This window comes from Leisingera sp. ANG49, assembly GCF_059694505.1.
In genome coordinates, this window is sequence record NZ_JCATZN010000002.1 from 648,789 (window position 1) to 674,977 (window position 26,189).

22 protein-coding genes are annotated in these 26,189 nt (G+C 62.2%); 17 read left to right on the forward strand and 5 right to left on the reverse strand.

Going from position 1 to position 26,189, the window contains the following annotated elements:
* Positions 1-33 precede the first annotated feature (33 nt).
* The 4 genes from AC58NV_RS09540 to AC58NV_RS09555 all read left to right on the forward strand — a co-directional run bounded on the left by AC58NV_RS09540 (position 34) and on the right by AC58NV_RS09555 (position 3,888).
* Positions 34-2,103 carry an oxidoreductase gene (locus AC58NV_RS09540; protein ID WP_497226911.1) on the forward strand — a complete coding sequence of 690 codons (2,070 nt, stop codon included), beginning with the start codon at positions 34-36 and terminating at the stop codon, positions 2,101-2,103.
* 2 nt (positions 2,104-2,105) lie between these two features.
* Positions 2,106-3,245, forward strand: a complete 1,140-nt coding sequence (gene argE, locus AC58NV_RS09545) for an acetylornithine deacetylase (RefSeq protein WP_497226912.1) — start codon at positions 2,106-2,108, stop codon at positions 3,243-3,245.
* A 10-nt stretch (positions 3,246-3,255) separates the two neighbouring features.
* A complete protein-coding gene (locus AC58NV_RS09550; protein ID WP_497226913.1) occupies positions 3,256-3,636 on the forward strand; it encodes a cupin domain-containing protein in 381 nt (126 codons plus the stop codon).
* A gap of 111 nt (positions 3,637-3,747) precedes the next feature.
* Positions 3,748-3,888, forward strand: coding sequence for a hypothetical protein (locus AC58NV_RS09555; RefSeq protein WP_497226914.1), 141 nt, complete (start codon positions 3,748-3,750; stop codon positions 3,886-3,888).
* Here AC58NV_RS09555 and AC58NV_RS09560 read toward each other — a convergent pair.
* The gene (locus tag AC58NV_RS09560) at positions 3,885-5,285 is read right to left on the reverse strand and encodes an aspartate ammonia-lyase (protein WP_497226915.1); all 1,401 of its coding nucleotides are present in this window, start codon (positions 5,283-5,285) and stop codon (positions 3,885-3,887) included. The genes AC58NV_RS09555 and AC58NV_RS09560 overlap by 4 nt on opposite strands.
* 222 nt (positions 5,286-5,507) lie before the next feature.
* Here AC58NV_RS09560 and AC58NV_RS09565 point away from each other — a divergent pair, with 222 nt between their 5' ends.
* The 4 genes from AC58NV_RS09565 to AC58NV_RS09580 are packed head-to-tail and all read left to right on the forward strand — an operon-like array spanning position 5,508 to position 9,438.
* Positions 5,508-6,638: an ABC transporter ATP-binding protein gene (locus AC58NV_RS09565; protein ID WP_366659270.1), complete on the forward strand. Its 1,131-nt coding sequence runs from the start codon at positions 5,508-5,510 to the stop codon at positions 6,636-6,638.
* Positions 6,638-7,567, forward strand: a complete 930-nt coding sequence (locus tag AC58NV_RS09570; protein WP_497226916.1) for an ABC transporter permease — start codon at positions 6,638-6,640, stop codon at positions 7,565-7,567. Before AC58NV_RS09565 ends, AC58NV_RS09570 begins: the two co-directional genes overlap by 1 nt.
* 3 nt (positions 7,568-7,570) lie before the next feature.
* Positions 7,571-8,380, forward strand: a complete 810-nt coding sequence (locus AC58NV_RS09575; RefSeq protein WP_366659267.1) for an ABC transporter permease — start codon at positions 7,571-7,573, stop codon at positions 8,378-8,380.
* A 20-nt stretch (positions 8,381-8,400) separates the two neighbouring features.
* Complete coding sequence (locus AC58NV_RS09580; protein ID WP_497226917.1) at positions 8,401-9,438, forward strand: extracellular solute-binding protein; 1,038 nt, start codon at positions 8,401-8,403, stop codon at positions 9,436-9,438.
* A 115-nt stretch (positions 9,439-9,553) separates the two neighbouring features.
* Here AC58NV_RS09580 and AC58NV_RS09585 read toward each other — a convergent pair whose 3' ends face one another.
* Genes AC58NV_RS09585 through ubiT form a run of 4 tightly spaced genes read right to left on the reverse strand, consistent with a single transcriptional unit; the run spans position 9,554 to position 13,218 of the window.
* A complete protein-coding gene (locus AC58NV_RS09585; RefSeq protein WP_497226918.1) occupies positions 9,554-10,792 on the reverse strand; it encodes an NnrS family protein in 1,239 nt (412 codons plus the stop codon).
* Positions 10,789-11,694 (reverse strand): ubiquinone anaerobic biosynthesis protein UbiV, encoded by a 906-nt coding sequence (ubiV, locus tag AC58NV_RS09590; protein ID WP_497226919.1) that lies wholly within the window; start codon positions 11,692-11,694, stop codon positions 10,789-10,791. The genes AC58NV_RS09585 and ubiV overlap by 4 nt, the downstream gene beginning before the upstream one ends.
* A 4-nt stretch (positions 11,695-11,698) precedes the next feature.
* Positions 11,699-12,676: a ubiquinone anaerobic biosynthesis protein UbiU gene (gene ubiU / locus AC58NV_RS09595; protein ID WP_497227047.1), complete on the reverse strand. Its 978-nt coding sequence runs from the start codon at positions 12,674-12,676 to the stop codon at positions 11,699-11,701.
* The gene (gene ubiT / locus AC58NV_RS09600) at positions 12,676-13,218 is read right to left on the reverse strand and encodes a ubiquinone anaerobic biosynthesis accessory factor UbiT (protein WP_497226920.1); all 543 of its coding nucleotides are present in this window, start codon (positions 13,216-13,218) and stop codon (positions 12,676-12,678) included. Before ubiT ends, ubiU begins: the two co-directional genes overlap by 1 nt.
* A 136-nt stretch (positions 13,219-13,354) precedes the next feature.
* Here ubiT and AC58NV_RS09605 point away from each other — a divergent pair, with 136 nt between their 5' ends.
* The 9 genes from AC58NV_RS09605 (at position 13,355) to AC58NV_RS09645 (ending at position 26,186) form a co-directional block, all read left to right on the forward strand.
* Positions 13,355-14,863, forward strand: a complete 1,509-nt coding sequence (locus tag AC58NV_RS09605; RefSeq protein ID WP_497227048.1) for a UbiD family decarboxylase — start codon at positions 13,355-13,357, stop codon at positions 14,861-14,863.
* Positions 14,860-15,438, forward strand: coding sequence for a UbiX family flavin prenyltransferase (locus AC58NV_RS09610; protein ID WP_497226921.1), 579 nt, complete (start codon positions 14,860-14,862; stop codon positions 15,436-15,438). Before AC58NV_RS09605 ends, AC58NV_RS09610 begins: the two co-directional genes overlap by 4 nt.
* 276 nt (positions 15,439-15,714) lie before the next feature.
* Complete coding sequence (locus AC58NV_RS09615; RefSeq protein WP_366659259.1) at positions 15,715-16,683, forward strand: carbon-nitrogen hydrolase family protein; 969 nt, start codon at positions 15,715-15,717, stop codon at positions 16,681-16,683.
* Between the two features lie 50 nt (positions 16,684-16,733).
* A complete protein-coding gene (locus AC58NV_RS09620; RefSeq protein ID WP_497226922.1) occupies positions 16,734-19,478 on the forward strand; it encodes an aminotransferase class I/II-fold pyridoxal phosphate-dependent enzyme in 2,745 nt (914 codons plus the stop codon).
* A gap of 39 nt (positions 19,479-19,517) precedes the next feature.
* On the forward strand, positions 19,518-20,969 hold the full coding sequence (locus AC58NV_RS09625) for a biotin carboxylase (protein WP_497226923.1): 1,452 nt from the start codon (positions 19,518-19,520) through the stop codon (positions 20,967-20,969).
* Between the two features lie 5 nt (positions 20,970-20,974).
* Entirely contained in the window at positions 20,975-21,967 is a 993-nt protein-coding gene (locus AC58NV_RS09630; protein WP_497226924.1) for a C45 family autoproteolytic acyltransferase/hydrolase, read from the forward strand.
* A gap of 158 nt (positions 21,968-22,125) precedes the next feature.
* The gene (locus tag AC58NV_RS09635) at positions 22,126-23,700 is read left to right on the forward strand and encodes an SGNH/GDSL hydrolase family protein (protein WP_497226925.1); all 1,575 of its coding nucleotides are present in this window, start codon (positions 22,126-22,128) and stop codon (positions 23,698-23,700) included.
* A 222-nt stretch (positions 23,701-23,922) separates the two neighbouring features.
* Positions 23,923-24,942, forward strand: a complete 1,020-nt coding sequence (locus AC58NV_RS09640; RefSeq protein WP_497226926.1) for a putative 2-aminoethylphosphonate ABC transporter substrate-binding protein — start codon at positions 23,923-23,925, stop codon at positions 24,940-24,942.
* Between the two features lie 137 nt (positions 24,943-25,079).
* Positions 25,080-26,186, forward strand: coding sequence for a putative 2-aminoethylphosphonate ABC transporter ATP-binding protein (locus tag AC58NV_RS09645; protein ID WP_497226927.1), 1,107 nt, complete (start codon positions 25,080-25,082; stop codon positions 26,184-26,186).
* Positions 26,187-26,189: the final 3 nt, after the last annotated feature.

Below are 26,189 nucleotides of genomic sequence, written 5' to 3' on the forward strand. Positions count from 1 at the left end.
CTTTGAGTGCTCTTGCACCGAAGGAGATGGAAATTGCGCGACCCCCGCTATGACATTCTGTTCGAGCCGATGAAAATCGGCCCGCTCACCGCCAAGAACCGCTTTTACCAGGTGCCCCACTGCAACGGCGGCGGCTACCGGGACCCCTCTGCCGCGGCAGCGATGCGGGGCATCAAGGCCGAAGGCGGCTGGGGTGTCATCTTCACCGAACAGTGCGAGATGCATCACACTTCGGAAATCACTCCCTTCATCGAACTGCGCCTGTGGGAGGACAAAGACATCCCGCAGCTCAGGAAGATGTCGGAGCGGATGAAGACCCACGGCGCGCTGGCCGGGATCCAACTGGCCTATTCCGGGATCAACGGCCCGAACCTTTATTCCAAGGAGGTGCCGCTGGCGCCCTCTGCGCTGCCGATCCGCACCTTCACAAATGATCCGGTGCAGGCGCGCGCGCTGGACAAGAAGGATATCAAGGACCTGCGCCGCTGGTTTGTGAACGCGGCAAAGCGGTCCAAGGCGGCGGGGTTCGACCTGATCTGCCTCTACGGCGCGCATGGCTTTGGCATCTTCCAGCACTTCCTGAGCCGCGCCACCAACCAGCGTTCGGATGAATACGGCGGCTCGCTGGAGAACCGGGCGCGCTTCAGCCAGGAAGTCATCGCGGACATGCGGGATGCGGTGGGCGACACCATGGCGATCACCTTGCGGGTTTCGCTTGACGAAACTATCGGCGAGCTGGGCTTCTCCAACGCCGAGGTGCGCGATTACATCGAAATGAACAAGGACCTGCCGGACCTCTGGGACCTGGCGCAGGGGACGTGGGAGGATTGCTCCGGCCCGAGCCGTTTCAAGGAAGAAGCCGCCCAGGAACAGCTGGTGCGCGGCATTCATGAGCTGACCAACAAGCCCATCGTCGGCGTCGGCCGCTTCACCAGCCCGGACGTGATGGCCAAGATGGTGAAATCCGGGACGCTGGACTTCATCGGCTGCGCGCGGCCGTCGATTGCCGACCCCTTCCTGCCCAAGAAGATCGAGGAAGGCCGCATCGAAGACATTCGCGAATGCATCGGCTGCAACATCTGCATCACCGGCGACATGACCATGTCGATCAGCCGCTGCACCCAGAACCCGACCTTCATGGAGGAATGGCGCAAGGGCTGGCATCCGGAGAAGATGAACACCAAGGGCGACAGCTCCAACGTGCTGGTTGTCGGCTCCGGCCCTGCCAGCCTGGAAGCCGCCTGGGCGCTCTGCCGCCGCGGCTATGACGTGGCGGTGGCAGAGGCCAAGGAAGTGATCGGCGGGCGGGTGACCCGCGAGCGCCAGCTGCCGGGGCTGAACGCTTGGGGCCGTGTGGTGGATTACCGCGACTACCAGCTGAGCCAGCGCCCGAATGTGGAGATCTACCGTGAAAGCCCTCTGGATGCGGACAGCATCCTGGAGTTCGGGTTTGAGAACGTCTGCATCGCCACCGGCTCCACCTGGCGCCGTGACGGGGTTGCGCGTCAGCATGTGGTTCCGATGCCGATTGGTGAAGGCGCTAGGGTCTATACGCCCGACGACCTGATGGACGGCACCATCCCCGAAGGCCGTGTGGTGGTCTATGATGACGACCATTACTACATGGGCGGAGTTCTGGCCGAATTGCTGGCCTCCAAGGGCGCGCAGGTGACGCTGGTCACGCCGTCGGCCTATGTCAGCGACTGGACCAACAACACGCTGGAGCAGGTGGCGATCCATCCGCGCCTGGTCGAGGCCGGGGTGGAGATCGTACTGAACCGCGGGGTGACGGAAATCCACGCGGGCCATGTGGTCAGCAACTGCACATACACGGATCGCACCTGGAACATCGAGGCGGATGCCGTGGTCATGGTGGCCTCGCGCACCGGCAACGACAGTATCTACGAGGACCTGCGCGCCCGCGAGGCGGATTGGGCGGATGCCGGCATCAAGTCGGTCAAGATCATCGGCGACGCCAGCGCGCCGGGGCCGATTGCTTGGGCGACCTACGCGGGCCACCGTTACGCGCGGGAGCTTGACGGGCCGGACATCGGCGACGCGCTGCCCTTCCGCCGCGAGATCACCGAGCTGGCCGTGGACTGACGATGGCAGCCACGCTCGACATACTGGAGCGGCTGACCGGGTTCGACACGGTCAGCCGCAACTCCAATCTGGAGCTTGCCGCCTACGTGGAAGGCTTCCTGGTTGAGCGCGGTTTCGCAGTGATGCGGCTGCCGTCGCAGGATGGCTCCAAGACCGGGCTCTATGCAGAGAAAGGCCCGGCAGGGCAGGGGGTGCTGCTGTCGGCGCATACGGACGTCGTGCCGGTGGACGGGCAGAAATGGACCCGCGATCCGTTCCGGCTGACCCGGGACGGAGACCGTGTCTATGGCCGCGGCACCACCGATATGAAGGGCTATGTTGCTAGTGCCTTGGCGCTGGCGGACCGGGCGGCAACAGCGGACCTGAAAGAGCCGCTGAAAATTGCCCTGTCCTATGATGAGGAAATCGGCTGCGTCGGTATCCAGGAGATGCTGGAGCGCCTTGCGCCGCTGATAGGTCAGCCCCGCGCCTGCTTCGTGGGTGAGCCGACGGAGATGGAAGTCGCCATCGGTCACAAGGGCAAGGCGGCCCTGCGTGCTGTCTGCCACGGCCAAAGCGGCCATTCGGCCCTGGCGCCCAATTTCACTAACGCTTTGCACCTGGCAGGGGATTTCATAAGTGAGCTGCGCGCGCTGCAGGATGATTTCGCTGCCAACGGTGCACGGGATGCGGCCTATGCGGTGCCCTATTCAACGGTGCACGTCGGCAAGATGGGCGGCGGCACAGCACTCAACATCGTGCCGGACCGGGCCGAGCTGACGTTTGAATACCGCCACTTAGCGGCCGACTGCGGCGATGATATCCTGGCCCGCATTCAGTCTGCAGCTGACCGGGTCAGCAACCGCTACCCGGCGGAGGCACGCGTGGAGGTCGAGCAATACAATGCCTATCCCGGTCTCGACGTGCCCGAAAACAGCCCGATTGTCCCCTTTGCCCAGAAACTCGCCCAAAGCAACAGCACCGCCAAGGTCGCCTTCGGCACCGAGGCCGGCTTTTTTGACCAGCTGGGCGTGCCAACCGTGGTTTGCGGTCCGGGTTCAATGGAGGGGCAGGGGCACAAGCCTGACGAATATCTGGAGCTGAGCCAGCTGAGCCAATGCGATGCGATGATGGACAGGATCCTGGACGATCTGACAAATTGAGGAAATCAACATGACCATGACCGCCTATCTGCAATCCATGGACCGCGGAGAACTGGACGCCTGGGGCACACCGGAGGACATCGGCTCGGAAACCGTGGAAGGCACCCCCAAATGTGCGGGCAGCTTTGACCTCGGCAGCCCGGATGATCCGGTGTTCGGTGGCCAGTACAGTGTGACCAAGGGCAAGTACCGCGTCACCTATGGCTTCCACGAGCACGCAACGCTGCTGGACGGCGAGGTGGCCCTGACCAATGAAGCCACCGGCGAGACCGTGGTCTATGGGCCCGGCGACAGCTGGATCATTGCCAAAGGCACCCCGGTCCTGTGGGACATCCGCAGCGATGCGGCGCGCAAATCCTATCTGGCGGTGACCGTGGATATCCCTGCCTGATTGCGGAAATCGCCTGGTTTGACGCGCTGGGCCTTCCTGGCTCGGTGATCATTGTTGCGGCCTGTTACCTGACCACGCGCGGTGCGCTGCCTGCCGACAAGATCCCGTTTCATGCCGCAAATATCGCGGGGCGGTGCGCTGGTGATCCTGTCGCTGGCCTTCCGCCCCAACCCCGGCGCCACCGTGAACGAGGTGATGTTTCTTCTGATTGCGTTGCTGGCAATTTTTCGGAACCTTCGGGCCAGAGTTTAATGCTCCGGCCCGTTCAGCATGGCAGCGGATGAAAGGATTTCATCAACCCTGTCCGCAGGCAGGTTGCCATCTTCCTCCAATATGGCGCGGACGCTGCGGCCGCTGGACAGCGCTTCCTTGGCTATCCTGGCAGCGGCGTCGTAACCTAGATGCGGGGCAAGAGCAGTGGCCAGCACCAGGCTGTTATCCAGCAGGGCGGTGCAGCGGTCCGCATTAGCCGTAATGCCGGTCACGCATTTCTCTGTCAGCAGATCGACGGCGTTTTTCAGGATGCGGATGGATTCCAGCAGGTTATAGGCCACCACCGGCTCCATCGCGTTGAGCTGCAGCTGCCCGGCTTCCGCCGCCATGGTGATGGTCAGGTCATTGCCGATCACCTGGTAGCAGACCTGGTTAACCACCTCGGGGATCACAGGGTTGACCTTGCCCGGCATGATCGAGGACCCCGCCTGCACTGCGGGCAGGGTGATTTCGCCAATTCCTGCCCGCGGGCCGGAGGACAACAGCCGCAGGTCGTTGCAGATCTTCGAGAGCTTAACCGCCACCCGCTTCAAGTTGCCGGAATAGGCGACAAAGGCGCCGAGGTCCGATGAGGCTTCGATCAGGTTGCCCGCCTGTTTCAGCTCAATCCCGGAAAGCTCGGACAAAAAGCGCAAGGCCAGCGGCGCATAGCCGGGTTCTGCATTGACGCCGGTGCCGATGGCCGTGCCGCCCAGGTTCACCTCGGTCAGCAGGCGGCTGGCATCGCGCAGCCGGTCGACGTCCTCTCCCACGGTGACGGCAAAGGCGGCGAATTCCATCCCCAGCGACATCGGAACCGCGTCCTGCAACTGGGTGCGGCCGACCTTGGCGATGCCGTAAAAAGCCCGGGCGCGCGACTCAAAGGCCTGCTGCAGCCCTAGCAGCGCCTCACACAGCGGTTCCGTGCTGGACAGCACCGCCAGCCGGATCGCTGTCGGGTAGACGTCATTGGTGGATTGGCCGTGGTTCACATCGTCATTGGGGTGCAGATGCGCGTAATCGCCAGGCCGGTGCCCCATCCGTATCAGGGCAAGATTGGCGATCACCTCGTTGGCATTCATGTTGGTGGAGGTTCCGGCGCCGCCCTGGATCATGTCGACGCTGAAATGCTCATGAAGCTGCCCGGCGATGATCTCCGCACAGGCTGCGGTGATTACTGCGGCCTTGTCCTGCGCCAGCCCGCCGGTCTCGGCATTGGCGCCGGCGGCTGCGGATTTCACCATCGCCAAGGCCCGCACCAGCGCCGGGAAATGCGACAGCGGCACACCGGTGATCGGGAAATTTCCCCGCGCCCGTTCCGTCTGGATGCCGTGCAGGCAGTCTGCAGGCAGCTCCACCTGGCCAATGGAGTCCTGTTCCACGCGTGTCTTGTGCATTGTCTGCTGTCCTGCTGCTGGGAGTATTCCCCTAGGCCATAGCCAGATCCGCAGATGCGCCAAAGATGCGGTTTCCGTTGCAAGGCTAAGGGCCAGGCGAAGTAAGAGCGGCACCTTCTTGCGCCCTTGCTAAAGCGTTGCTTTGGCTTGTTTTTCAAAGGTTAGGTAAAGACTAACATTTGCTGAGGGAGTCAATTCTTAAAGCAGCCCGTCTGCCTTCCTATGCTGGATCAAACGACACGCGGCAGAGGGGAGGCGCAAGTGCCCGGCAATAAGACAGATGCGATTGATGTGCGCAATGCGGTCAAGCGCTATGGGGATTTCACCGCCCTCAAGCGCATTTCGCTAACCATCAAGGATAATGAGTTTTTCACCCTGCTGGGGCCCTCGGGCTGCGGCAAGACCACGCTTTTGCGGATGATCGCCGGGTTCGAGGATGTGACCGAAGGCGAGATCCTGCTGTTCGGTGACGAGATCGAAAGCCTGCCGCCACACCAGCGCCCGGTGAACACCGTGTTCCAGAACTATGCGCTGTTCCCGCATATGACGATCCTGGACAACGTGGCCTTTGGCCTGGAGATGCGCGGCAAGTCCAAATCCGCCGCCCGCAAACGTGCGGGGGAGATGCTGGAGCTGGTCCAGCTGTCGCAATTCGCTGCCCGCAAGCCGTCTCAGCTCTCAGGCGGCCAGCAGCAGCGTGTGGCGCTGGCGCGTGCGCTGGCGCCACAGCCTAAAGTCCTGCTTCTGGACGAGCCGCTGTCGGCGCTGGACCTGAAGCTGCGCAAGCAGATGCAGCTGGAGCTGAAGCACCTGCAGCGGGAAACCGGGATCACCTTCATCTTCGTGACCCACGACCAGGAGGAAGCGCTGACCATGTCCGACCGCATCGCGGTGATGTCGGCGGGCGAGATGCAGCAGCTGGGCACCCCGACCGAAATCTATGAGCAGCCGCGCAACATGTTCGTGGCGGATTTCATCGGTGAAACCAACCTGTTGGAGGTCTCCGTCGATCAGGTGATGAACGGCCGGGCGGTCTGCCATCTGGGCGGCGGCCACGCGCTGACCTGCAACTCGGTGGACGGTATCGGCGCTGGCGCCAAGGTGCATATGTCGGTGCGGCCCGAACGCCTGTTCATGTCCGACGTGCCGGTGGAGGCCGAGAGCCTCAAGGGCCGGGTGGCCGAGAACATCTTTGTCGGCACCGACATCAGCACGCTGGTCGATCTGGCCGAGGGGCCGCAGTTCATCGTGCGGACCTCCAATTCCGACCGCGGCAACAAGCGGATCTTTGAGCCGGGCAGCGAGATTTTCGTCAACATGGAGCTGGGGGCCGGGCGCCTCCTGATGGACTGATGGCAGCAGGCGCAGCAAGCGGCGGTTCAGCCCGCGCAGATACTTACAAGGACGCCCGCGGCTGGCTGCTGCTGCCGTCCTGGGCGGTGCTCGGCATCTTTGTGCTGGGCCCCGTCTGCATGATGCTGATCTATTCCTTCCTGACCAAGGAATTCCGCGGCGGAGTGATCTGGGAGTTCAGCCTCGCGGCCTATGACCAGTTCTTCTTTGACCGCGGGCTGTTCGGGGATGAGCCGCCCAGCATCGAGTGGACCTATATCACCATCTTCTGGCGTTCGATCTGGCAGGCCGGCGCGGCGACGCTGCTCAGCCTTCTGATCGGCTTCCCCACCGCCTATTTTATCGCCACGCGGCCCGAAAACGTGCGGCCCGTCTGGGTGTTCCTGATCACCATCCCCTATTGGGTGAACCTGCTGATCCGCACCGTCAGCATGAAGTTCCTGCTGCGCGATCAGGGGCCGCTGAATGATTTCCTGATCGGCACCGGGCTGATCGACACCCCCATTCACATCGTCAACACCAACTTTGCGGTGCAGCTGGGGCTGTTCTACTCCTACCTGCCGTTCATGGTGCTGCCGGTCTATGCCGCGGTGGAGCGCTACAACTTCTCGCTCAGCGAAGCTGCTGCGGATCTCTATGCCAGCAAATGGACCACTCTGCGCCGCATCGTGCTGCCCGCGGTGAAGCCAGGCGTGGTGGCGGGCTGCATCCTGGTGTTCGTGCCGTCGATGGGCTCCTTCCTGGCGCCGGATCTGCTGGGCGGCGCCAAGAACTTCATGATCGGCTCGCTGATCGAGGAGCAGTTCAAGGGCAATGCGGGCAACTGGCCCTTTGGCGCAGCGGCTTCGATGATCCTGCTGACCATGGTGCTGATCATCCTGATGTTCTCCGCCCGCCAGCAGGCCAAAGCAGACAAGGCAGAGGAATGAGCCATGGCGCATGTGAATGAAAATATCAAAGCCTACAAAGGCTTCCGCTCGGTCACCCTGTTGTGCCTGGTGGTGCTGTACGCCCCTCTGGTGATCGTCACCATCTACAGCTTCAACGCCTCCGCTTCGATCACCAACTGGGAAGGGCTCTCGTTCCGCTGGTACGCCGATGTCTTCACCGGGCCGGAAAGCGCCAAGTTCAAGACCGCAGCCTTCAACAGCTTCACCATCGCCATCATGGCGGCGACTGCCAGCACGATGATTGCTACCTTGGCAGCCACCGCCATGGTGCGCGGCGGCCAGTTCAAGATGCGCACCGTGTCTTTTGGCCTGATCAGCCTGCCGCTGATGGTGCCGGAGATCGTGACCGCGGTGGCCACGCTGATCTTCTTCAATGCCATCGGCTTCACCCGCGGCTACCTGACCATCCTGGTCGCCCATATCGCCTTCTGCATCCCCTTCGCCTATCTGCCGATCTCGGCCCGGATGCAGGGGATCGAGGACAGCTTCGAGCAGGCGGCGATGGACCTTTACGCCACCCGGCGGCAGGCTTTCACCAAGATCCTGATGCCGCTGATGGCGCCGGGCATCATCTCCGGCTTTCTCCTGGCCTTTATCGTCTCGCTCGACGACTTCATAATCACCAACTTCGTCAAGGGCGCGGGCGTCGAGACCCTGCCCACCGCGATCTTCGGTTCGGTCAAGCAGGGCATCAAACCCAACATCATGGCGATCTCGACCATGCTGCTGAGCGTCTCGATCGTGATGGTCACCATCAGCTACTTCGTCAGCAAATCCGACAGCACAAAATGATCCAACCTGGAGGGAAACACATGAAAAACCTGCTGAAATCCAGCGCCGCCGCACTTGCTCTGAGTGTCGTTGCCAATGCCGCCGCCGCCGAGGGCAAACTGGTCCTCTACCATTGGTTCGAATACATGCCGCAGGAGGTCCTGGACAAGTTCACGGCTGAGACCGGCATCGAAGTGACCATGGACACCTACGATTCCAATGAGTCCATGCTGGCGACGCTGAAGGCCGGCGGCATGGGCACCTATGACCTGGCAGTGCCCGGCGACTACATGGTCAGCATCATGGCGGGCGAGGGCCTGCTGGACACCATTGCCGACGGCGAACTGGCCAACAAAGGCAACATCGCTCCGGAATGGTCCGACCCCAGCTTTGACCCGGGCCGGGTGTCCTCGATCCCTTATCAGTGGGGCTCTACATCTTTTGCTGTGAACCGCGACGCCTACAGCGGCGACATCCAGACCACCGACATCCTGTTTGCCCCCCCTTCGGAACTGTCGGGCAAGATCAACATGCTGGACAGCCAGGGCGAAGTGATGGCGATGGCCTCGCTGCACCTTGGCATCCCGCAGTGCTCCACCGACCGCGAGCAGCTGAAAGCGCTGAACGCCATGCTGCAGGATGCCAAGCAGCACTGGGCATCCTTCAATTCCGACACCGCCAAGGAAGTGCTGGTGTCGGGCGATGCTGCGGTGGGACAGATCTATGACGGCTTTGCCGCCAAGGCCCGCGAGGAAGGCGCCAATGTGGAATACGCCTATCCGACCCAGGGCTATGTCGCCTGGATGGACAATGTGGTTCTGCTGAAGGACGCGCCCAACCGCGGCAACGCGCTGAAGTTCATGGACTTCCTGCTGGAGCCGGAAAACATCGCCGCGGTTACCAACTACGCGCAGTACAACGCCGGTGTGACCGGGGTTGCGGAATTTCTGGACCCGGCGCTGGCCGCACAGCCGGAAAAGAACCCCCATGCCAATGCGGGTGACGGCGTGTTCATTGAGGTCTGCGATCAGCAGACACAGGCGGTCTATGACCAGATCTGGACCAACCTGAAGAAATAATACCTCCCCTGATGGCCCTTCTGGGCCTGCCTGCCCCGGCGCTTGCCGCCGGGGCTTTTTTGCAGTGCGTGATCGCTTCTGTGCTGTCGCCGCTGATAGGGCGGGAGGCCTTCGGTCAACTTTTCTGCACTGCCGGGGGCTGTGCTTCAGGAGGATACACGCGCCGTCCGCTCAGAACCGGGCGGGGAGGCGGGCCGGTGAGTGCCGGCAGGAAGCTGGTGATGAAGGCGAGCCAGCCAGCGGACCAGAGCAGCGCCGCCGCCGAAGTCAATTCTTCCGAAATTGCCGGAAAGAGCGGCACCGCCAGACGGACCCAGGCCGTCGCCCCGTTCAAAAGCACCCCGGTGGTCAAGGCGGGCCGGGCACGCATGATCCCGTCGCTGCAATGGGCGCTGGCCCGCCCGGCGATGGCCATGATCAGCCCGGACATGGCACCAACCGTGATGGCATGAAGGGCCAAGGAGACCGGATAGTCCCAAAGGCCCAGCCCCGTGACGCCGATCATCAATGCGCCAACAGGCAGCCATAGAAAGGCGAGGTGCAGCGCGGCCAGCAGAGGGTTGGAGAGGACCGCCGCAGTATTCCAGCCCAGCATGGACCAGACCATCAGAGCGGCAGCCGCAACAAGAACGGCGTCCGCGGCATGGGCAGCCCCGGCCAGTTTCAACGCCAGCGCCAGGGCCAGCACCCCCTGTGCCGCTCCGCGTATCCGCGGGCGCTCTCTGACTTTAAGACCCCGCTGGCCCTTCTGTGCCAACCAGTTGCGGGTGAATGCAGGCACGGCCCGCGCACCGACGCTGAACAGAAGCAGGGTCAGGCCGCTCAGGATCGTCTGTGCAACGGCCAGGCAGGCCCAAACGTCTCCTGTCGCGGCATTTGCCATGAAAACGGCTTCTCCCAAACCCAGGGCAAAGACGGCTGCGGCAAATCCCAGTTTTCGGCAGGCCCGTGCCGCAATCAGCTCGTGCAGCAGATACCCGGCAAGGCCAAGAAAATACGCGATGTTCAGCAGCAAGGGAACCGCCAGCGGCAGCGCCGCGGACATTGCAGTAGCGGCGCGGGCCAGCAGCCAGACCGTAACCAGCGCCTTCAGGCCTGCGCCGCAGAGCGGTGGGCGCGCTGTCCAGCCCGGCATCGCCGTCAGCAGGTAACCGCCGATGGCAGCCGGCGCAAAGCCGAAAAGCAACTCGTGCACGTGCCACAAAACTGCGGGTTCCAAACCCGGGTCCGGCAGCCCCAGGCGGACGCCCAGCGGCCACCAGGCGACAGTCAACAGGGCGCTAAGAAACGCCAAGAGGAACAGCGGCCTGTACGGGGCATCCCAGAAGGCGCTGAAGTCCTGGCGGCGGATCACGGCGTTGCTGGATCCGCGGACCAGGACACGCCGCTTGGCCCGGTCAGAAACCCGTCGCTCAGGCGGGTTTGCGGGAATGTCTCCTGCACATCCGCGGCAATGGAACCAGGGGGCAAAGCGCCATTCACCCGGTCGCGGTAGACCTGGCACAGCCGGATGAAACCCTGGGATTGCGGCGACAGGCGCAGGGCGGAAACGCCTGCTTCGGCCAGAGCCTCAATCTGGTAGTCGGCGCAGGCATAGCTGTGCGACAGGGTCTGAACCCCGTTCATCGCCATGAAGGGCTGATTTTCCAGCGTCTGCACCTCAAGCCCGTCGGGGTCATCCTCGCAGGCGAATTGGCAGTTATCTTTGGTCCGCTTGTGCAGCCGGGCATGATAGCAGCGCCCCGAGATCGCCAGCGGCAGCCGTCCGTGGCCCCAAACCTCGATGGCAACACCCAGCTCCTTGCCTGCGCGGGTGAGTGTCTCAACCGACGCCAGCGGCAGCTCCGGCGGCAGGCAAACACGCGTCGCCCCCAGCGATGCCAGCCAGGCCAAAGTGCCCTCGTTGTAGACATTGACCAATGGCCCGACGTGAAAGCCCATGCCCTCGGGCAGATGCGCCAGCGCCGTCAGGTCGTTGATCTCAACCGTCACCCCCATCGCCGCAAGGTCCGCCGTCAGCTTGCGCTCGCGCTTGAGCGTGACAAGGGCAAGGCTCGTCAGCACTGCCTCCTTGCCCGCTTCCGCCAGCAAGGCCAGCGCCTCGGGGATGCGGTCCTGGTAGAAGGGCAGGCGTTTGGAGCAAACCAGCTCCCCCAGAACAACGCGGTCAACAGGGGCCTCAGGCAACGCGCCGTAAAACGCGCTCCAGCTTTCGGCCGGCCAGAAGAATTGGTTCGGCCCGACGGTCAGTTCCATTCCGTTATCTCCAGATTTTCTTGTAGGCGCCCGTGGTCATCGCCTGACCTTCCGAAAGCCGCGCCAGCATGCCCTGCGGCAGCGGCTTGCCTGCTTCCAGCGCATCAACCGCAGCGCGGAAGTTGCGCACCACCTGCGCCACATAGGACTTCGAGCGCTGCCGCCCTTCGATCTTCAGTGCGGTGACACCGGCTTTCTGAAGCTGCGGGATCAGCTGTTCCGCGTTGAGGCTGACCGGGTCTTCAAACAGGTGGCTGGTCTGGCTGCCTGCCGAGAAGCAGCCCTTGCACAGGGTCGGATAGGGCGCGGGCTCGTTTTTGGCCACGCGGTGGATGGTAAACCCGCCCAGCTTTGCATCCAGCGCGCCATCATCGTCACGGTACTCCACGTGGCTGGCTGGTGAGCAGACCCCGTTCATGTTGGGCGACAGCCCGGTTGCGTAAGACGAGAGCGAACAGCGCCCCTCGGCCATGACGCACAGTCCGCCAAAGACGAAGACTTCGGTTTCCACTTCCGTTTCTGCATTGATGGCCGCGATTTCCGGCACCGACAGAACCCGCGGCAGCACCACCCGTTTCACACCGAATGTGCCGGCATAGAAATTGATGATGTCGGCATTGGCGGCCGCGGCCTGGACCGAAAGGTGCAGGCGCAGGCCGGGGTGGCTGCGCGCCGCGTAGTCCAGCAAGCCGGGGTCCGCCAGGATCACCGCATCCGCACCGGACTGCGCGGCGTCGTCAATGGCGCGGTGCCAGAGCGGCTGATCGCCTGCGCGGGGGAAGGTGTTGATCGCCACCAGCACCTTGGCGCCGTGACCGTGGGCAAAACCCACCCCTTCGCGCATTTCCGCGCGGTCAAAGTTGAGGCCCGGGAAATTGCGGGCGTTGGTCTCGTCGTTGAAGCCGCAATAGACCGTGTGCGCCCCGGCCTTGACGGCGGCACGCAGGGCCGCGGGTGTTCCTGCGGGGCAGACGATTTCCATCACCATGCCGCCTCCTCCTCCGGCCGGGCGAGCGAAACACCCGTGCGTTGCTCGGCGAAGGCAACCGCCCGCAACAGAAAGCGGGCAAACGGCCCGGACATCGCGGCGATCTCCTGCGACAGATCCAGTTCTGCATCATCCACCGCGTTGCGCAGCGCCAGCGCCGCGGCAGTATCGCCTTCGATCACCAGGTCCCGGGAGAAGAACAGCGCATCCCCGTCATAGGCCCCATGGACCAGCCCTAAAAGCGCAGCAAGGGGGCCGGAAATCCGGGCGTCGCCGTCACCGCTGCCACGCAGGGCGCGGACCTTCGGCTGGCCGCCATTGGGTTCAAGGCAAAGAACAATGGGCAGATCGGCAGGATCCAGGACGAACCGCTTACGGTCGTGCTCGCCCAGGCGGCGGAACAGGCCCGGGTGACGCTTGGCAATCCGCCGGGAACAGGCCGTGAGAGAATGCGATACGGGAACAAGGGGTACGACGCGCAGCAGCCGCGCAAGGGCCGTCGGGCAAATTGGAATCTGTGGCTGGGCGTGTGGCAAAAATTAATCCTTTCCCGCCGGTGGCTTCATCTGTAGCGGGTGTATGGCCCCGCACGCGGACGGAGTTTGACGGCGGACAAATTCGCGGCCGGAAACTTTGCTAGGGATCGGCGGAATTCAGCACTGGAGCGGTCCCATTCGTACTCTTCCGCCATATCCCAGCCTCCGCCATTTCCTGGATTGGTGTGCGTCTAAAGGGCAGTTTCAGAGGATTTTCGATCCGGTTTCCGTGCGCCATCAGATGACGGCGGTGCACCGCAAAGTGCTGGAAGCCGGCGGCCCGGTGCTGCAATTCGACCGCCCGGGTCTGGACGGTGGCCAGGTCTCGGGCATCCCGGTCGTGGTGAACCTGTTCGGGACTGCTGAGCGCGTGGCGGCCGGGCTTGGGGTCGCACAGGACGGCCTGGATGATCTGGGAAGCTTTCTTGCGGCGCTCAGATCACCGGCGCCGCCGGACGGCCTGCGCGATGCCTTGTCCCGCTGGCCCATGCTAAAGGCGGCGCTGGCCACCCGTTCGAAGCGGGTGAAATCCGCGCCGGTTCAGGCCATCACCCGCGAGGGGCCCGATGCCAGCCTGGAGACACTGCCGGTGCAGACTCATTGGCCCGGTGACGCCGGGCCGCTGATCACCTGGCCGGTTGTGATAACCCGCCCGCACGGCAGCGCCGCGGAAAACGTCAACAGCTACAATGCCGGGGTCTACCGGACCCAGGTTCTGGACCGCTCGCGGCTGATCATGCGCTGGCTGCCGCACCGGGGCGGCGCTGCGCATCACCGCAGCTGGGCCGGGCAGGGAGAGCCGATGCCGGTGGCCGTGGTTCTGGGAGCGGACCCCGCCACGCTTTTGTCCGCGGCGCTGCCCTTGCCGGAAACCGTGTCGGAGCTGACCTTTGCCGGTGCCCTCAGCGGCGCACGCCCGCGCCTGGCGCCCTGCAAGACCATCCCGCTGATGGTGCCCGCCGACGCCGAGATCGTGCTGGAGGGCTGGGTATCGGCATCAGATACCGCTCCCGAAGGCCCCTTTGGCGACCATACGGGCTATTACAACCCGGCAGAGCCCTTTCCCGTCATGCAGGTCAGCACGGTGACCCATCGTGAGAACCCTCTATACTTGTCGACCTATACCGGCCGGCCGCCGGATGAGCCCGCCATCATCGGCGAGGTGTTCAACCGGCTGGCCCTGCCAACGGTGCGGGCGCAGATCCCGGAGATCCGCGACCTGTGGCTGCCGCCTGCCGCCTGTTCCTACCGCATCGCCATTGTCAGTATCGACAAACGCTACCCCGGACAGGCGCGCCGGGTGATGATGGCGCTGTGGGGGATGCTGCCGCAGTTCAGCTATACCAAGATGATGATCGCCGTGGACGCCGATGTTGACCCGCGGAACTGGGATGACATCGCCTGGGTGCTGGCCACCCGCATGGACCCGTCCCGCGATGTCATGATGCTGGAGAATACCCCGATGGACTACTTGGATTTCGCCTCGCCCCAGCCGGGGCTGGCAGGCAAGATCGGCATCGACGCCACAACGAAAATCGGCAGCGAGACGGCCCGCGAATGGGGGCAGGTCATGCAGGCGGATGCAAAAGATCAGGCCTTTGCAGCGGATATTGTGTCCCGGCTGATGCCGGAGCTGACGGCATGAGCAAACATCGGGTTGTGCTGGGGGTCTCGGGCGCCTCCGGGGCCGTGCTCAGCCTGGCGGCCGCACGGTATCTGCTGCAGCTGGGGGCCGAAATTGATTTGGTCACCAGCGCAGCTGCCGAGCGGACCTTGGCCCAGGAATGCGGGCCGGATGCCGTGGAAACCCTGAGAAGCATGGCGGCACGCTGCCATCCTGTGCACGACATCGGTGCCGCCATCGCCTCTGGCTCGGTGCCGGTGTCGGGGATGATTGTAGCACCGTGTTCCATGCGCTCCTTGGCTGCCATCGCACATGGGTTCGATGACAACCTTCTGACGCGTGCAGCGAGTGTGCAGCTGAAGGAGCGCAGGCGTCTGGTCCTTCTGGCCCGCGAAACACCGCTGACTCTGGCGCATCTCCGGAATATGGCAGCTGTGACCGAAATGGGCGCCATCGTGATGCCGCCGGTTCCGGCTTTCTACCTGGCGCATGAAACCCTGGACGAAGCCGCCGCCCAAGTCGCCGCCCGGGCAGTTGACCTGATGGCGCTGTCCTCTCCATGCGCACAGCCCTGGTCGCCATCGCACAGCATCTGATCACAAGGCTGGCGGCTGAAGAGCCTGAACTGTTCGGCTATGGCGCGGTACTGATGGGAGGCCGCCGCCGCGGGCAGGCTGCGTTTGAAGCCATGTCCGTCAGCCCCGGACCTGCAATGCGAAATGGATTGCTTCAGGGCTGAAGCAATTGCCTTACCCAAGGTTCTCCGGGCCGGAATGCTGCAAGGGGCGTCAGGACTGTGGATACGCTCTAGCCAAGGCCGCGAACCGCTCATAAACTGGTTTGAACTAAAAAAACTTGGAGTTCCTCCCCCTATGACACCTTTCGCAATTGCTGGTGTTCAAATGCACGTTGGCGCTTTGCACTCGAATGTTGAAGCAATGCGCCACCGGATTGAAATACTGATGGCCCGTTTCCCCTGGACGCAAATGGTGCTGTTTTCCGAATTGGCTCCCTACGGCCCTCTGGACCGCTTCGCGCAGCCGTTCCCAAACGATGCTATTCAGCAGTTCCAGGAGGACGCCCGCAGGTTCGGCATCTGGCTGATCCCCGGATCCATGTTCGAAAAGACAGAGGACGGGCGGATCCTGAACACCTCAGTGGTGATCAACCCGCAAGGCGAGATCGTCGCCAAATACTCTAAGATGTTCCCGTTCCGGCCGTATGAGGCAGGAATTTCGGCGGGCACCGAGTTTTGCGTGTTCGACGTGCCAGGGGTGGGCCGTTTCGGCCTGTCGATCTGCTATGACATCTGGTTCCCGGAAACCACCCGCCAGCTGACCAGCCAGGGCGTCGAGGTGCTGCTGCATCCGGTGCTGACCGGCACCACCGACCGCGATGCAGAGATTGCGATTGCCCGTGCGACGGCGGCGCAGTTCCAGTGCTATGTTTTCGACGTCAACGGGCTGGGCGCCGGCGGCGTCGGCCGGTCGCTGGTCGTCGACCCCTCGGCCACCGTGCTGCACCAGTCCGCGGGCCAAGAGGACATGTTCCCGATCGAGATCGACCTCGACCAGGTCCGGCGGCAGCGTGAAACCGGCCTCAAGGGGCTGGGCCAGGTGCTGAAAAGCTTCCGCGACCGCGAGGCCGAGTTCACTGTTTACGACCGCAACAGCGGCGCGGATGCCTACCTCAAGACACTGGGGCCGCTGGAAACGCCGGGGCAGGGGTCGCCGCGCGGATTGCAAACCGCCGATCCCAGAAGCTCGCTGGAGAATTTGGAACAGACTCTTTATCCGCCGCATCATTTCTCCGTTTTTGAAGGGAAAACGGGATCAGATTAACCGGACTGGACGGCGGCACCGGTCCTGACGCGACAGAAAGGAGGCAGGTTTTGAACTTGCACTCGCGGAAGAAGAAGTTGCCGTCGATCAGGGATTACTACAGCGCAACGCAGCTTCGCGCCGACAGGTGGAGCGCGTTGCGGGAGGCCGCCGAAGGCCTTGCACGGCATCGCCGGGAAGGGCGGCAGAGCCAGAAGCTGATGGCCACCGCGGAACATTTGCTGGAGGTTCTGGCACCCGTCGAAAGATACTGGGCCTTTCCGGGGATACATGCGTTCGAGCACCTGCGCAGGATTTTGCAGAACGGCAATGCCGACGATCTGTCGGTGTCTGTCCGGCGGATCGCCCGCGCGCTGACCTCCGGCGCCTACCGCCGCCGTTCGATCCCGTTGTCCTCCGATGAAATCGATAACGAGGATTACGAGGACGAAGCCTCCCTTGCACCCGAGGCGCGGGCGCTGGGCCGGCCTTACTTTGAAGTATTGATTGTTGATGACGTTTCAGAATCCCAGGAACGCTTCCTGCGGCAGAACCTTTTGCGGATGCGCCGGGTCGAAGACCCCTTCATCTATGAGCCGGTGATTGTGCCCTCGCTGGAGGATGCGCTGATCGGCATCCTGTTCAATTACAACGTGCAGGCCGTGGTGGTCCGCCCGGGGCTGTCGCTGAAGTCCCGGATCGACCTGCCTATCCTCAGCCAGTATTTGACCCGCGTCAGCGAAGAAGAACATGTCGACGCGATCGAGCCGCACGAATACGGCCCGGAGACCTGCCGTCTGATCGAAAAGATCCGCCCGGAACTGGATGCCTATCTTGTCACGGATCGCTCAGCTGAGGATATCGCCGGGCTGGACCTGGGGCGCTGCCGCCGGGTGTTTTACAATCAGGAGGATTTCCAGGAACTCCACCTCAACATCCTGCGCGGGGTGGACCGGCGCTACAAATCGCCGTTCTTCACTGCGCTCAAGGAATATTCAAAACAGCCCACAGGCGTGTTTCACGCCATGCCGATCAGCCGCGGCAAGTCGATCAGCCGCTCGCATTGGATCCAGGACATGGGGGCGTTCTATGGCTCCAACATCTTCCTGGCTGAGACATCCGCCACTTCCGGCGGGCTCGACAGCCTGCTGGAGCCCCGCGGCCCGATCAAGGAAGCCCAGGACATGGCGGCGCGGGCATTCGGCGCCAAGCACACGTTCTTTGCCACCAACGGCACCTCGACCTGCAACAAGATCGTGGTGCAATCGGTGGTCCGCCCCGGCGACATCGTGCTGGTGGACCGCGACTGCCACAAGTCACACCACTACGGGATGGTGCTGGCGGGGGCCAGCGTGGCCTATATGGACAGCTATCCGCTGCATGAGCATTCGATGTACGGCGCGGTGCCGCTCAGGGAAATCAAGCACACCCTCCTGCGGCTCAAGGCGGCAGGCAAGCTGGACCGCGTCAGAATGGTCTTGCTGACCAACTGCACCTTTGACGGCATCGTCTACAATGTGCGGCGGGTGATGGAGGAATGCCTGGCCATCAAGAAGGACCTGATTTTCCTGTGGGACGAGGCCTGGTTTGGATTCGCGCGGTTTGACCCGACTTACCGCCAGCGCACTGCCATGGGCGTTGCCAACATGCTCAGGGAGACGCTGCGCAGCGAGGAGACGGCGGAAGCCTGGAAGGCGCAGCAGGAAGCGCTGAAGGACGCGGATGAGGAGACCTGGCTGAACACCCGGTTGGTGCCGCCGCCGGATGCGCGGGTGCGGGCGTATGCCACCCAGTCCACCCACAAGACGCTGACTTCGCTGCGCCAGGGGTCGATGATCCATGTCAACGACCAGGACTTCAAGGGCGAGGTCGAGCAGGCCTTTCACGAGGCCTATATGACCCATACCTCGACGTCCCCGAATTACCAGATCATCGCCTCATTGGATGTCGGGCGGCGGCAGGTGGAGCTGGAAGGGTTCGAATTCGTCCAGAAGCAGATCGAAACCGCGATGTCGATCCGCCGCGCCGTTTCCGACAATCCGCTGCTCAACAAATACTTCCGGGTGCTGACCGCCGGCGACATGATCCCGGAAGCCTTCCGCGAAAGCGGGGTCGAGGCCTATTATGATCCGGATCACGGCTGGGCCGACACCTGGAACATGTGGAGCCAGGATGAGTTCGTGCTGGACCCGACCCGTGTCACCCTGGCTGTGGGCGGCACCGGTTGGGACGGCGATACCTTCAAGACCAAGATCCTGATGGACAAATACGGGATCCAAATCAACAAGACCTCCCGCAACACCGTTCTGTTCATGACCAATATCGGCACCACGCGGTCCTCGGTCGCCTATCTGATCGAGGTGCTGGTCGAGATCGCAAATGATCTGGATGATCTGCTGGACGATGCCTCCAAGATGGAGCGGCGGTCGTTTGAAAACCGGGTGTCAGCCCTGGTGGAGCATGTCCCGCCGCTGCCCGACTTCAGCCGCTTCCACGATGCCTTCCGCCATGGCACCGACACGCCGGAAGGGGATATCCGAACCGCCTTCTTCCTGGCCTATAACGAGGACAATTGCGACTATATCCCGACTGATGACAGCCTGATGGAGCGTCTGCAAGCGGGAGAGGAACTGGTGTCATCCAGTTTCATCATCCCCTATCCGCCCGGTTTTCCGATCCTGGTGCCGGGGCAGGTCATCAGCCCGGAAATCCTGTCGTTCATGCGGGCGCTCGATGTCAGTGAAATCCATGGATACCGCGCCGACCTCGGCCTGCGGGTGTTCACCAAGGAGGCCTTGAAGTCCGTCAAAAAATAAAAGTCCGAAAAACAATTAGAAATAACAGGGAGACGATACATGCCGAAGAAAGTTCTGAACAACATTTCGGAGATCCGCCGCTATTTTCACACCAATTCGGACCCGATCTATTTTGTCTCAGCGACGAACTTCAACCTTCTTGGGCTTGACGAATGGGTGAAGAATTTCAAGTACATATGTTACATGGACTGTTTTGACGGGCGGCATCCTAACGTACTGGTTCCCTCCGAGCTGCCGCATGATGAGTTCCAATCCATCGAGGACATCAACAACTACCTTCTGCAGCACAAGGAGGTGATCGACTACGTCAAGGCACGCGGCGGCAAGCCCAAGTTTGTGTTTCTGATGTTCGACGAGAAGACCGAAAAACTGGCCAAGGAACTGGGCGGCGAGGTCTGGTTCCCCAAGGCGAAGCTGCGCACCAAGATGGACAACAAGATCGAGACCGTGCGCGTCGGCAACAAGGCCGGCGTGCCCTCGGTGCCCAATACGCTGTCCAAGGTCGAGAGCCACGATCACCTCAAGAAGGTCTGCAAGAAGGCGGATCTGGGGGACGACCTGGTGCTGCAAAGCGCCTTCGGGGATTCAGGCCACACCACGTTCTTCATCAAGACCGAGGCCGACTTCCGCAAGCACGAGCATGAGATTGTCGGCCAGGGCGAAATCAAGATCATGAAGCGGATTGACTGCCGCGGCTCCGCGATCGAGGCCTGCTGCACATCCGAGGGCACCATCGTCGGCCCGTTGATGACAGAGCTTGTCGGCTTCAAGGAACTGACCCCCTACCGCGGCGGCTGGTGCGGCAACGAGATCTTCTCGACTGCCTTTCCGCCGAAAACCCGCGAGAAGGCGCGCGAGCTGACCTTCAAGTTCGGTGAGCAGCTGCGCAAGGAAGGCTACCGCGGCTATTTCGAGCTGGATTTCCTGATCGACAAGAAGACCGGCGACATCTGGCTGGGCGAATTGAACCCGCGGATCACCGGGGCGTCCTCGATGACCAACCACGCGGCTTTTGCCCATGCCGATGCGCCGCTGTTCCTGTTCCATTTGCTGGAGTTCTCGAAAAAGCCGTTCAAGCTGAATGTCGGGGAGCTGAACGCGCGCTGGGCGGACCCCGACATGATCGACTCTTGGTCGCAGATGGTGATCAAGCACACAGAGGACACCGTGGACATCGTGACCAAAGCCCCGGAATCCGGCATCTACAGGATGCTGCCGGACGGCCAGGTTGTGTTTGACCGCTTCGACTACCACCGCCGCGCGGTGGAAAGCGAGGATGAGGCGTTCTTCCTGCGCATTTCCAATGCGGGCGATTACCGTTACGAAGGCGCTGATCTGGGGATCCTTGTCACCCGCGGCCGGTCGATGACCAAGGGCTTCCAGCTGACAGAGAAATCGAAACGCTGGATCGACGGCATCAAGAACGCCTATTCCGCGCGGCCTCTGCCGTCGGCGCAGGCCTTTGAGGATCCGGCGTTCAAGATTATGTAGGCTGCATGAAACTGACATTCCGCGCCGTCGAGGAAACAGAGCCTGGGCAGCAATTGTCCGGGCTCTTCTCCGAATACCGTACCGCCTATCTGAACTGGTGGGCGGGAGAGGGGCTGTCGGGCCGCCCGACCTATGCGGAGTGCCGCCGGGCGCTCAATGCGTATATGCCTGAGATACTGGGTATCTACGACCAGTTGTGCGCCGCGGCCGGCGGCGGAGACATGGAAGCCCGGTTCCTGAGCTTCTACTGCCCGCCGCGCTATCTGGCCGGGTGCAGCCAGGCCATCTGGCAGGGCAAGGAACCGCTGCTGGTGCGCAACTATGACTACAACCCTTCGGCCTTTGACGCGGTGTTCCTGAAATCCGGCTGGGGCGGGCGGCAGGTGATGGGCAGCACCGACGGGCTGTTCGGCCTGCTGGACGGAATGAATGATGCCGGGCTCACGGTGTCGCTCACGTTCGGCGGGCGCCGTGCGATGGGCGACGGCTTTGGTGTGCCTCTGATCCTGCGATACATCCTGCAGACTTGCTCTGCACTGGATGAGGCGGAAGACGTGCTGCGCCGTGTGCCCTGCCATATGAGCTATAACGTGACGGTGCTGGACCGCGCGCGGAATTTCTTCACCGCTTACCTTGCGCCGGACCGGCCCACGGTCATCACCCGGGCGGCGGTGGCCACCAATCATCAGGAGCGCGTGGAATGGACCAGCCACGCCCGGCTCACGGCCTCGGTGGAGCGGGAACGGTTCCTGCTGCAACGGTTGACACTGCACCCGGAAACCAAGGACAAATTCACCAGCGCCTTTCTCAAGCCGCCGCTCTACTCGCTGGCCTTCGACCGGGGGTTCGGCACGCTCTACACGGCGGCCTATCATCCGTGCGACCTGTCGGTTGAACTGCTGTGGCCGGGCCGGGTGTGGCACAAGAACCTGAACCGGTTCGAGACAGGCCGCCTTGGTGTCGATTACCCCGATTTTCAGAGCCAGCCTTTGCCCTAGCGGCCTGAGCGGCCAGCAGTTCTTGCCTTGCTGCTGAAGGGCTCCATATTCAGCAGTGGCGCGCACGCTGAACATGCTGCAGGGCACTGGGTTGAAAGTGCTGCGCCTCGTCTTCTTTCGATCCAGATATTCGGGTGCTGAGGTGCCCGGAGGGGGCAATGATGACACCATTCTCGCGGGTTTACTATTTTGGCGACAGCCTGACCGACGAAGGCAATGCAGTGGACCTTCTGGCGTCGGTCATTGAGCCATTCATCCTGCTGGATCTGATCGCGGGTTTCGGCGGCTTCCCATCGTCAAGCGACCTGGACCGTCTGCGGGCCGAAGCCAAAGTTGTCGCCCGGCAGACCATTATAGACAGTTTTTCCGAAGTCGGCCCGGAAGGTGCAGTAACCAACGCGCTGACCCATGCCAGCTACGCCGCCGCCCTCGGCGGGTTTGAGGTTGTGAACTATGCGGTGGCAACGGCAACAGCCTTGGGCGACGGCCTTCTGGAAGACCTGATAGACCTCGAAGCCCAGGTCGCAGATTTTGCCGAGGATTCCGCGGGCGGTGTTCCGGCGGATTCGGCTGCGTTCTTTCTCATTGGCGGCAATGACTTCATTGACCTGCTGGGAACCGTTCAGGAACAGCAGATCACGACCCAGGCCGATTTCCTGGCCCTTGCAACGCCGGTCATAGAGGGGCTGATCGCGCAGATCGTCTCCGCCGCCCGTACCGCCATTGCGGCCGGGGTCGGCACGGTGTTTCTCGCAACCCAGCCTGCTGACAGGTTCTATCCGGAATTCGATACACTCTCCCCGGTTCAGGCAGGCTTTGCAGATCTTTTAGTCGGCACTTTCAACGGCAGGATCGCGGACAGCATTGCGGCCCTCGGCGCCGAGGGGATCGACGCCAGGTCCGTCGACCTGTTTGCGGTGTCACAGGCTATAACGGAGGATCCTGCGGGACTTGGCCTTCTCGCAGACCGGACGGATTATCTGATCGATGGAAGCGCGTTCGACAGCGACCAGGTTTTGGCCTGGGATTCCATCCACCCGGCCGAAACGCCGCACCAGGTCTGGGGCGCCTACGCCGAATTCGTAATGGACGGCGGCAAGACATCGCTGTTGGATGATAGCGGCACGCTCCAGCGCAAGGGGGGGGCTGCAAACGCCATTTTTGCACTGGGCGGTGATGACACAATCAATGGTGGTGGCGGTGCTGACGTTGTGATCGGCGGCAGCGGCAATGACAGGATCTATGGAGCAAAGGGCAAAGATATTCTCCTCGGCGGCAGCGGCAATGATACCGTGAACGGCGGCAGTCAGAACGATATCATCAGCGGTGGAGACGGCTCGGATGTTCTCCGCGGCGCGGCTGGCAACGATGTGATCGCGGACGGGCGCGGCGATGATCTGGTATTCGGCGGGTCGGGCGACGACACCTTTGTTTTCACTGAAAATGCGCTCATCGGCGGCGGCGGGCCGTCAAACGACATCTTCCGCGGCGGGAAGGGAAACGACACACTGTATCTTGTTTTGGATGATGCCAGCTATGCCGCCTTCGAGGCCGGGAATGTGGATGGTGTTTTGAATGATCTCGGTGTCAGCGTATTCGGCGTGGAGTTCATTCACGCCATTGCCGGCCGCGGCAGCATCGCTTCAGCGTTTGACAGCTTCGACTGGTTCCTCCCTGCCAATCACTGGGGGGCTGTATCTGCTCCGTCTTCGGGAGACGAACTGCTGACCTGAGCCGGTGCAGGCTTCCAATTTCAGCAAAAATCAGCGGCGTAACCTTACGCGGGGTAATCGCCTTATACACATCATATCATAGGGTCAGCCTATGATATGATGTGTATAATCGATTTTTCTTAGCCTGCAATTCTGTCAAACTGCCAGTCACCAAAAGCAATAAGTCCAAAGCGCCTCGTCAGAAGGCGTGGGAAAACGACATCAAGCCAACAGAGGAAATCCATGAAACAGAAAGCGTCATTTATTACCGCTCTAGCCTTCACAATGTCAGCTGCCAGCGCGGCATTGGCTGAAACGGAGCTGACGGTCTACACGGCGGTTGAGGCCGAAGACCTTGCGCGCTACGCAGAAACCTTCAATCAGAGCCACCCAGACATCAAGATCAACTGGGTGCGGGACTCGACAGGGATCATCACTGCCAAGCTGCTGGCGGAACGCGACAATCCGCAGGCGGATGTGGTCTGGGGGCTGGCGGCAACTTCGCTGCTGCTGCTGAAGTCGGAAGGGATGCTCGAGTCTTATGCTCCTGCTGGTGTTGACCAGCTGGATCCGAAATTCGTCGACGGCGACAGCCCACCTAGCTGGGTCGGCATGGACGCCTGGGTGGCGTCGGTCTGCTACAACACGGTTGAGGCCGAGAAACTGGGCCTGACGCCGCCGTCGACCTGGAAGGACCTGACTGATCCCCAGTATGCAGGCCATGTGATCATGCCGAACCCGAACTCCTCCGGCACCGGCTTCCTGGATGTCTCCAGCTGGCTGCAGATGTTCGGCGAGGAGGAGGGCTGGAAGTTCATGGATGCGCTGCATGAAAACATCGCGCGCTACACCCATTCCGGCTCCAAGCCTTGCAAGCTGGCTGCCGCCGGAGAAATCCCGATCGGCATTTCCTTTGCCTTCCGCGGCGCCAAGTCCAAAGCCGCGGGCGCGCCGCTGGAGATCATCGTGCCGTCCGAAGGCGTCGGCTGGGACATGGAGGCAACTGCCATTGTGGCCGGCACGGCAAACCTTGAGGCCGCGCAGACGCTTGTTGATTTCACCGTCACCAAGGAAGCCAACGAGATGTACAACACCGGCTATGCGGTTGTGGCCTATCCAGGGGTTGCCAAGCCGGTGGAGCATTTCCCCGAAGGCCTGCTGGACGCGATGATCGACAACGACTTTGAGTTCGCCGCCAACAACCGCGCCGCCATCCTGAAGGAATGGCAGGCCCGCTACGACGGCAAGTCCGAAGCGAAATAAGCCTGCAGGGGCGAAGGGGCAGCCCTTCGCCCTTTTGCCTTCCTGTACCACATTGCCCCATGCCCAGAGCCATGCCGCCTGCTGACAACAGCCAGGGCGCGGCGCCGGCATATGCAAGGACCGACGACGTGCTTCAAATGACCCCGCCCAAAGAAACCTACCTTAGCATTCGCGATCTCTGGAAAGCCTTCGGCAGCTTCATCGCGCTGAAGGACATCTCCCTGGACGTGAAGGAAGGCGAATTCATCTGCTTCCTTGGCCCCTCGGGCTGCGGCAAGACCACTCTGCTGCGCGCCATTGCCGGCCTGGACCTGCAATCCAAGGGCACGGTGACCCAGGGCAGCCAGGATGTCTCCAACCTGCCGCCGTCAGAGCGCGACTTCGGCATCGTATTCCAGTCCTACGCATTGTTCCCAAACCTCACGATAGAAAAGAACATCGCCTTCGGCCTGGAAAATGCAGGCCGCAGCAAGGCGGAAATCACCTCCCGTGTGACCGAGCTGCTGGAACTGGTCGGGCTGCCGGATCAGGGCCGCAAATACCCAGCACAGCTGTCCGGCGGCCAGCAGCAGCGGATTGCCCTGGCGCGCGCCATCGCCACCAACCCTGGCCTTCTGTTACTGGATGAGCCGCTGTCGGCCCTGGACGCCAAGGTGCGGGTCCACCTGCGCCACGAGATCAAGGAGCTGCAGCGCAAGCTGGGCGTTACCACCATCATGGTGACCCACGACCAGGAGGAGGCGCTGGCCATGGCCGACCGCATTGTGGTGATGAACCACGGTGTGATTGAACAAGTCGGCTCCCCCACCGAAATCTACCGCGAACCGGCCAATCTGTTTGTGGCCGACTTCATCGGCGAGATGAACCAAATCAGCTCTTCGGTTGCCAAGGGCGGCCGTCTGGCAGTTGGCGAAAAGACCTTTGCCTGCCTGCCGCATGAATTTACCGACGGCACACCGGTCATTGCCGCCATCCGCCCCGAGGATGTGATCCCGCATGAGGCCGGATACCTTGAAAGCAGCGGCAACCGGAACTGCATCGATGTCCAGCTGGCCGAAATGGAATTCCTCGGCTCTTTTTGGCGCTGCCGCCTGACCAATAAGCGTTTCGGCGGCAAGGAGCTGATTGCCGACTTCTCCATCAACGCGGTGCGCCGCCTGGATCTGGAGGCCGGCTGCCAGATGGAAATCGAACTGCCCGACAACCGTTTGATGGCGTTTGCGCAAGACGGGCAGGGAGCGTGACGC

Bases quoted from the DNA above. Each gene is read 5' to 3' on its own strand.
- argE (WP_497226912.1), top strand. From the start codon at position 2,106: ATGGCAGCCACGCTCGACATACTGGAGCGGCTGACCGGGTTCGACACG.
- AC58NV_RS09550 (WP_497226913.1), top strand. From the start codon at position 3,256: ATGACCATGACCGCCTATCTGCAATCCATGGACCGCGGAGAACTGGAC.
- AC58NV_RS09555 (WP_497226914.1), top strand. From the start codon at position 3,748: ATGCCGCAAATATCGCGGGGCGGTGCGCTGGTGATCCTGTCGCTGGCC.
- AC58NV_RS09560 (WP_497226915.1), bottom strand. From the start codon at position 5,285: ATGCACAAGACACGCGTGGAACAGGACTCCATTGGCCAGGTGGAGCTG.
- AC58NV_RS09565 (WP_366659270.1), top strand. From the start codon at position 5,508: ATGCTGGATCAAACGACACGCGGCAGAGGGGAGGCGCAAGTGCCCGGC.
- AC58NV_RS09570 (WP_497226916.1), top strand. From the start codon at position 6,638: ATGGCAGCAGGCGCAGCAAGCGGCGGTTCAGCCCGCGCAGATACTTAC.
- AC58NV_RS09575 (WP_366659267.1), top strand. From the start codon at position 7,571: ATGGCGCATGTGAATGAAAATATCAAAGCCTACAAAGGCTTCCGCTCG.
- AC58NV_RS09580 (WP_497226917.1), top strand. From the start codon at position 8,401: ATGAAAAACCTGCTGAAATCCAGCGCCGCCGCACTTGCTCTGAGTGTC.
- ubiV (WP_497226919.1), bottom strand. From the start codon at position 11,694: ATGGAACTGACCGTCGGGCCGAACCAATTCTTCTGGCCGGCCGAAAGC.
- ubiU (WP_497227047.1), bottom strand. From the start codon at position 12,676: ATGGAAATCGTCTGCCCCGCAGGAACACCCGCGGCCCTGCGTGCCGCC.
- AC58NV_RS09610 (WP_497226921.1), top strand. From the start codon at position 14,860: ATGAGCAAACATCGGGTTGTGCTGGGGGTCTCGGGCGCCTCCGGGGCC.
- AC58NV_RS09615 (WP_366659259.1), top strand. From the start codon at position 15,715: ATGACACCTTTCGCAATTGCTGGTGTTCAAATGCACGTTGGCGCTTTG.
- AC58NV_RS09625 (WP_497226923.1), top strand. From the start codon at position 19,518: ATGCCGAAGAAAGTTCTGAACAACATTTCGGAGATCCGCCGCTATTTT.
- AC58NV_RS09630 (WP_497226924.1), top strand. From the start codon at position 20,975: ATGAAACTGACATTCCGCGCCGTCGAGGAAACAGAGCCTGGGCAGCAA.
- AC58NV_RS09635 (WP_497226925.1), top strand. From the start codon at position 22,126: ATGATGACACCATTCTCGCGGGTTTACTATTTTGGCGACAGCCTGACC.
- AC58NV_RS09640 (WP_497226926.1), top strand. From the start codon at position 23,923: ATGAAACAGAAAGCGTCATTTATTACCGCTCTAGCCTTCACAATGTCA.
- AC58NV_RS09645 (WP_497226927.1), top strand. From the start codon at position 25,080: ATGACCCCGCCCAAAGAAACCTACCTTAGCATTCGCGATCTCTGGAAA.